This window comes from Halorubrum sp. SD612, assembly GCF_002135005.1.
This window is the reverse complement of sequence record NZ_NEWI01000128.1, coordinates 1-7,380: the sequence shown is the minus strand read 5'-3', so window position 1 is coordinate 7,380 and position 7,380 is coordinate 1. Positions and strand designations below refer to the sequence as shown.

The window sequence follows — 7,380 nt, the reverse complement described above, 5'->3', positions numbered from 1 at the left end:
GGGCGCGAGGGGGTGGGGGGTAGCGGCCAGGGGCAGCGGGAGGCGGGGGCGGCGGCCAAGGGGGTGGGATCGTTGGCGATCCGGTCGGGCGGCGCGCTCGGCCCGACGGGGCTCGCCGAGTGGCTCGGCGACTGGGACGGGTCGATAATCCGCGCGAAGGGCGTGGTCCGGGTGGCGGGCACCGACGAGGTGATCGGCGTGAGCCAGGCCGGTCCGTCCGTTCAGGCCGGACCGATCGGCGAGTGGGGGCCCGACGAGGACCGCCGGACGCGGCTGGTGTTCATCGGCGAGGACCTCGACGAGGCGGGGATCCGCGAGGAGCTGGCCGGACTCGCGGCGGACGAGGACGGGCGAACGGCCGACCCGGACGCGGTGTTTCCGGTCTAGAGCCCCAGCTCGCTCCGGAGGTCGTCCCACTCGTCGTGGAACCCGTGGGTCGACTCCGTCTCCGCGCCGACCGCCGACTGGTACGTCTCGTCGTACTTCAGCAGCTCCCCCCACCCGTCGTGGAAGGCCCAGTTACAGTACTGACACATGACCGAGTCCACGGGGCCCGGTGACATACCCGTTTCGGCGGCGAGGCCGTCGGCCCGTCGGGCCGCGACGCGCGGCGGCGGCCCGGACGGGTTCGATCGGGCCCCGCCCGACCGAAAACCGGTAAACCGGCCGGAGAGCGCCCGTTCCGCCGACAACCTGAACCGTTCCGAGCGTTTAGACGGGATAGACGCGGGGGCGCCCCCCGTCGACAGACAGACCAATGGCGACCTACAGACGCGGCGGACACGTGCGGGGCGACGACGACGGCGTGGAGCGGGAGTGCGACCTGTGCCAGTGGCACTGCGTGGCGGACTCGTACCCGGCGCTCGTCCGGGAGTACCAGGCGCACCTCCGGAGCGACCACCCGAAGGCGTGGCTCCGGGCGTGACGGCGGGAGCGAAAAAAGCGACGTTCTCGGGACGCGGCGCGGTCGGTCTCAGGGCTCTAACAGGACCTTCGTGACGCCCTCCTCGCGGGCGTCGAACGCCTCGTACATCTCGGGGGCCTCTTCGAGGTCGACCCGGTGGGAGACGACCCAGCTCGGGTCGGCGCGGCCCTCGATGATCATGTCGCGCAGGTACCGGTTGTACTCCTTCACGTTACACTGACCGGTCCCGCACTTGAGCCCCTTCTCGAAGAACTTCCCGAAGTCGATGCCGAGCCGCCCCTGCGCGGCCATGTCGTCGGGCGCGCCCGGGTCCTCGGGGACGTACAGCCCGGGGACGCCGAGCTGGCCCGTCGGACGGACGACCCGGATCAGGTTGTTGAGCACGACCGCCGGGTTCTCCTTGGCCGGCTGATAGGAGTAGTCCTCGGTGTCGGTGTCGACGTCGTCGGGGTCGGTCGCCTGGTAGCCGACGGCGTCGACGCCCTTGTCGACCATCCCGCCGTGCGTCTCGATGATCTGGTCGACCGGGTCTCCCTCGGAGAAGTCGATCGCGTGGGCGTCGCAGTGCTCCTCGGCCAGCTCCAGTCGGCTCGGGACCTGATCGACGACGTAGATCTCGGCCGCGCCCTTGATCTTGGCGCTGTAGGCGGCCATCAGCCCCACCGGGCCCGCGCCGAAGATGGCGACGGACTCGCCGGGCTGGAGGTCGGCCAGCTCGGTGCCGTGCCACCCCGTCGGGAAGATGTCCGCGAGCAGCGAGAACGCGTCCTCGTGTTCGCGCCCCTCGGGCAGCTTCAGCGCGTTGTGGTCGGCGTACGGCACGCGCAGCTTCTCGGCCTGTCCGCCCGGATACGGGCCCATGGCGACGTAGCCGTACGCGCCGCCCGCGAAGCCGGGGTTGACGTTGGTACAGAAGCCGGTGTACCCCTCCTCGCAGTTCTGACAGAAGCCGCAGGAGACGTTGAACGGCATGACGACGCGGTCGCCCTCCTCCAGCGTCGATACCGCCTCGCCGACCTCGCTCACGATTCCCATGTTCTCGTGGCCGAAGACGATCCCCTCCTCGGCCGCGGTCCGCCCCTCGTACATGTGGAGGTCGGAGCCACAGATACAGGACGTCGTGATGTCGACGACGACGTCGTTCGGGTGTTCTATCTGCGGTTCGTCCACGTCTTCGACGGCCACTTCGTACGGGCCTTGGTACACGACTGCTCTCATTGGAATCCCGGATGGAACGTGTTAGCATACCGTAGTAAATGTTTTTCCGTTATAGTTACGTTTAACAAAACTGATACGGGGAGTATTAACGCGCTAACAGTTCGGACGGCGGCGCTCGCCGCCCGTTCGATGCGGGTCACCGATACACTCATTGACGGCGGCGATAGATCGTGACATATGTACGCACACGTGGGCGGTGAGACCGATGTCCAGTGAACCGGACGACGCGACGAAGACGATCTGTCCGTACTGCGGCGTGGGCTGCGGGATCCGCGTGCTTGAGGGCGACGAGCGCGGCGAGATGCGATTCATGCCGTGGGCCGACGCCCCGGTGAACGAGGGCAGCGTCTGCATCAAGGGCGGCGCGGCGACGCAGGTGGTCGATCACGAGGACCGGCTGACGGAGCCCCTGATAAAGGAGGACGGCGAGTTCCGCGAGGCGACGTGGGAGGAGGCGCTCGGGCGCGTCGTCGACGAGATGGGGTCGATTCGGGAGGAACACGGCCCGGACGGGATGGGCTTTTTCGGCTCCTCGAAGACGTTCAACGAGGAGAACTACCTCATCCAGAAGCTGGCGCGGCGGTACGGCACCAATCAGGTCGACAACTGCACGCGGATGTGTCACGCCTCCACCGTCTGGGCGCTGCGGACCAGCCTCGGGATGGGCGCGATGACGAACAGCATGGCGGACTTAGAGGACTCGGCCGACGTGCTGTGGATCCAGGGCGCGAACCCGGGCGAGCAGCACCCGATCGCCAACAGCCAGTACTTCCGGCAGGCCGTCCTGGAGGGCGCGACGGTCATCCAGGTCGACCCGCACGCGAACAAGACCACCCGGTCGTTCGAGATCGACGACACCGACCGGCACATGCACCTCCAGCTGAAGCCCGGCACCGACATCCCGCTTTTAAATATCGTCCTCAAGACGATCCTGGAGCGCCACGAGGAGGAGCCCGACGCGGGCTGGATCGACGAGGAGTTCGTCGAGGAGCGCACCGAGGGAATCGACCACCTGCGGGAGACGCTCGCGGACTTCGACAAGGCGGCGGCCGCCGAGGAGTGCGGCGTGCCGCTGGAGGACGTCGAACTCGCCGCCGAGAAGTACGCGATGGCGAACGACGCCGCCATCTTCACCGGGATGGGGATGAGCCAGCACACCTGCGGCGTCGACAACGTCCAAAACGAGATCAACCTCGCGCTGATCACGGGGAACCTCGGCCGGCCGGGAACCGGCGTCAATCCCCTGCGCGGACAGAACAACGTCCAAGGGACCTGCGACGTGGGCGCGATGCCGAACGTCCTCCCGGGGTACCAGCTCGTCGACGACGACGAGGCCCGCGAGTCCGTCGAGGACGTGTGGGGCTTCGAGGTCCCGTCGGAGCCGGGGCTGACGAACGTCGAGATCTCCCACGCGATCGGCGACGCCGTCCACGGGCTCTACGTCATGGGCGAGAACCCGATCATGAGCGAGCCGGACGGCAACGAGACGGAGCGTCGGTTCCGCGAGGAGCTCGACTTCATGGTGGTCCAGGACATCTTCATGACCGAGACCGCCGAGCTCGCCGACGTGGTCCTCCCCGCGACGACGTGGGCCGAGCGCGACGGCACCGTCACCAACACCGACCGCCGCGTCCAGCGCATGCGCGGCGTCCACAAGGTCCACGAGAACACGCGCCACGACCTCGACATCCTCTGTGAGGTCGGCACGCGGCTGTTCGACGGCGACGAGTTCGAGTTCGACGGCCCCGAGGACGTGTTCGAGGAGCTGCGCGAGGTGTGCCCGATCATGCACGGGATGACCTACGACGCGCTCGGCGAGACGGGGATCCACTGGCCCTGCTACGAGGAGGGCGACGAGGGAGATTCGTTCCTCTACGAAGACGAGTTCGAGACCGACGACGGCCTCGGCCGCATCGAGGGCGTCGTCCACCAGGAGCCGAAGGAGGTCCCGGACGAGGAGTACCCGCTCGTGTTGACCACCGCGCGGCTCGAGGAGCACTACAACACCGGGACGATGAGCCGCCGGTCGCCCACGCTCTCGAAGCAGCACCCGGAGAACTTCGTCGACGTCCACCCGAACGACGCCGAGCGGTACGGCATCGAGGACGGCGACGACGTGACGCTCAAGTCGCGACGCGGCGAGATCACCGTCCGCGCCGACGTGACCGAGGACATCAAGGAGGGCGTCGTCTGGACCACGCCGCACTTCGCGGCCGCGTCCGCGAACCGACTCACCAACGACGTGCTCGACGAGCGCGCCAAGATTCCGGAGTACAAGGCCGCCGCCGCCGAGATAGAGGTCGGCATCGAGGCCGCGGGCGACGACTCGCCGGCGTCCGCCGACGACTGAGCGGGAGTCCGCTTTTTTATATCCGTTCTTCAAGCACCGTCTCGTCGCCGTGGCGGACTTCGACGCGCTTCGGGACGGCCGCCTCGGTGAACGCGACCGCGACCGAGTAGGGGTGTGGTTCGGCGACGTCCGAACAGCGGTCGACGTCCGAGTCGGGGTCGTCCTCGGAGCGGATCCGGAGGCGGAGCGTCCCGTCGTCGAGCCCCGCCTCGAACAGCGCGACGCGTTCACAGCGGCGGGGTCCGTCGAGGAGCGATCCCGCCACGACCAGCCGCGGGGGGTCCTCGTCGAGGCGTCGGCGCACCTCGGCGACGTCGTTCCCGCCGGACCCTGTGGCGTCGATCTCCCCGTCGTACCCGCGCCGGAACGTCACCTCGGCGCCGCCGATTTCCGTCGGGTCGTCGGTCCACGGTGGGGTGGGGCAGCCCGCGAGCGAGGCGGTCGAGGCGGCGGCCGCGAACGCGAGGAGGGCTCTGCGGCGCACGTTCGGGGCGACGCGAAGGCGCGTGAAGTGTCTTGTGCGCCGGTCGACTCCGGCTCGGAGTCAGTCGTCGCCGGGGGCGGCCTCGCCGTCTCCGGCGTCGGTCGCACCGAACTCGAAGTCGGTGGGCTCGGCCTCGCCCTCGCTGCCGGCCTCGGCGCCGTCACCGACCTCGCCGAGGTCGCTCTCGTCGGCCGCCGCCGCGCGGGCGTCGAACTCGTCGGCGAGCGCGCGGAGCCCGTCGGCGCGGGACGACAGCGACGCCGCGCCCTCCGAGATCTGCCCGATCGCGGCCGTCTGCTCCTCCGCGGCGGCGGAGACGTTCTGCGCCTCGCTCGCGGTCTCGACGCTCACTTCCGCGACCTCGTCGATCATCGAGACGGCCTCCTGGGTCGACTCGGCCTGCTGGTCGGTGGCGTCGTTGATCGACTGGACCCCCGCGTTGGCGTCCTCGACGTCCGCGACGATCGATTCGAGGGTCTCGACCGTCTCCTCGACGACCGCCCGGCCGGCCTCGACGTCGTCCTCCATCGAGAACAGGCCGTCCGCGACCGACTCGGTGGACCCCTCGACGCCGGCGATCAGCTCCTCGACCTCGGCGGTCGCGTCCGCGGTCTCCTCGGCTAAGTCCTTCACCTCGCGGGCCACGACGGCGAACCCCTCGCCCGCCTCGCCGGCGCGGGCCGCCTCGATGGAGGCGTTGAGCGCGAGGATGTTGGTCTGCTCGGCGATGTCGTCGATGAGCTCGACCACCTCGCCGATGCGCTCGACCTCGCCGCGCAGGTCGCGCATCTCGTCGACGGTGTGGCCGACCTCGTCGTCGATCCGGTCCATGCGCTCGATCGCCGCGCCCGCCTCCTCGCGGGCCGCCTCGCCCGCCTCGGCCGTCGCGGCGGAGCGCTCGGCCAGCTCGTCGGTCGAGGAGGCGATCTCCTCGACGGTGGCCGAGAGGTCGTCGAGCTCGGCGGCGGCGGTCGCGAGCGTCTCCTCCTGTCGCTCCGTACCGACCGATATCTCCTCGACGCTCTCGGCGACGTCGACGCTCGTCGACTCGACCTCCTCCGCGGAGGCGGTCACCTCGGCGCTCTGCTCGCCGACCGTCTCGGCGGCGTCCTGAATGGCGACGACGAGCGCCTCCAACCGGTCGAGCGTCTCGTTGAGCGACTCGGCGATGGCCGTCATCGCCTCGCTCTCGCTCTCCGGGTCGAGCCGGCGGGTGAGGTCGCCGTCCGCGACCGCGTCGATCGCGGCCTCGTACTCGTCCGCCTTCGTCTCCAAGTGCGCGGAGAGCGCCTCCGCCTCCTCGCGGGCCGCCGCGGCCTCCTCGGCCGACTCCTCGACCGCCGCGATCTGCTCGCGCATCGTCTCGCGGATGCGGTCGAAGAGCGCCGAGAGCCGGCCGAACTCGTCGGCGCGGTCGCGGTCGATATCGACGTCGAGCTCGCCCGCCTCGATCGCCTCGGCGTAGCCGCGCAGGTCGTCCACGGAGCCGTTCACGTCGCGGACGACGAACGCGCCCACCGCGAGCAGGCCGACGACCGAGATGCCGATCAGGAGCAGCACGGTCCGCGTGACGTCGCCGACCGTGCCGTACACCTCGTCTTGGGGCGCCGCGACGACCACGGCCCACGGCTTGTTTTCGATCGGGACGGTCGCCGCCGCGAGCGCCGACCCGTTGACGGTCTCCTGCTCGTCGTCGGTGACGTCGGTCACGACCGGCTCCGTGACGCCGGTCTCTAAGTGCGACAGCTCCTCGATGAGGAAGTAGTCGTTCAGGATCGCGTCGCCGTCGGCCGCCAGCGCGACCCGGCCGGTGCGGGCGGAGACGACCTGCATGTTGCCGCCGTCGACGGGAGCGGAGAGCAGCGCGCCGCGCTCCGAGAGGTCGACGGTGATCACGATCGCCTTGCCCGGGACGTTGTTGATCGGACTCACGAACCCGAGCCGGTTCTCGCCGTCGACCTTGTACGGCTCGAAGGAGCGCACGTCGTTCGAGTTGGCGAACGCCGCCGGTCCGACGGCCCACGGTCGCTCGTCCTCGGAGTACGTCGTCCCCTCCGTCATCGGCGAGGTGCTCACGCTGACCTCGTTCGTCACCGCGTCGTAGTAGTGAACGTCGACCACGTACTCGGGAAGCATGTCGGCGCTGTGCCTGAGTTCGTCGCGGACCCGCCCCTCGCTCGACGATTGGACGCCGGAGGCGGACGAGACGCGGAGCGTGTACCCGTTCATGTCGTCGACGAACCCCTCGATCCCCTCGGCCTCCCGCTCGGCGGCACTCGTCAGGGTCTCGCGGGCGTCGGACTCGACGCTCGCCTGGACCTGATCCACCGCGAGCGCACCCGCACCGAGCAACGCCGTCGAGACAATGATGACCGCAGCCGCGATTTTGAACAGATAGAGGCC

General features: G+C 69.5%; 7 protein-coding genes. 3 read left to right on the top strand and 4 right to left on the bottom strand.

Annotated elements, in window-relative coordinates:
* On the top strand, positions 1-387 hold a 387-nt coding region (locus B9G38_RS12925), incomplete at its 5' end, for a GTP-binding protein (protein WP_143415447.1).
* On the opposite strand, the gene B9G38_RS18310 is transcribed toward B9G38_RS12925, so the two are convergent.
* Entirely contained in the window at positions 384-536 is a 153-nt protein-coding gene (locus B9G38_RS18310) for a hypothetical protein (protein WP_198945694.1), read from the bottom strand. The two genes, B9G38_RS12925 and B9G38_RS18310, sit on opposite strands and share 4 nt — an antisense overlap.
* Positions 537-757: 221 nt before the next feature.
* Here B9G38_RS18310 and B9G38_RS18305 point away from each other — a divergent pair, with 221 nt between their 5' ends.
* Entirely contained in the window at positions 758-925 is a 168-nt protein-coding gene (locus tag B9G38_RS18305; protein ID WP_198945693.1) for a hypothetical protein, read from the top strand.
* A gap of 48 nt (positions 926-973) precedes the next feature.
* On the opposite strand, the gene B9G38_RS12920 is transcribed toward B9G38_RS18305, so the two are convergent.
* A complete protein-coding gene (locus B9G38_RS12920; protein WP_086220624.1) occupies positions 974-2,143 on the bottom strand; it encodes a glutathione-independent formaldehyde dehydrogenase in 1,170 nt (389 codons plus the stop codon).
* Between the two features lie 205 nt (positions 2,144-2,348).
* Here B9G38_RS12920 and fdhF point away from each other — a divergent pair, with 205 nt between their 5' ends.
* Positions 2,349-4,493, top strand: a complete 2,145-nt coding sequence (fdhF, locus tag B9G38_RS12915; protein ID WP_086220623.1) for a formate dehydrogenase subunit alpha — start codon at positions 2,349-2,351, stop codon at positions 4,491-4,493.
* 16 nt (positions 4,494-4,509) lie between these two features.
* On the opposite strand, the gene B9G38_RS12910 is transcribed toward fdhF, so the two are convergent.
* Both B9G38_RS12910 and B9G38_RS12905 read right to left on the bottom strand, forming a co-directional pair.
* Positions 4,510-4,977, bottom strand: coding sequence for a hypothetical protein (locus B9G38_RS12910; RefSeq protein ID WP_086220622.1), 468 nt, complete (start codon positions 4,975-4,977; stop codon positions 4,510-4,512).
* Positions 4,978-5,037: 60 nt separating this feature from the next.
* Positions 5,038-7,380 (bottom strand): methyl-accepting chemotaxis protein (locus B9G38_RS12905; RefSeq protein ID WP_158093829.1); only part of this gene is annotated, 2,343 nt, incomplete at its 5' end.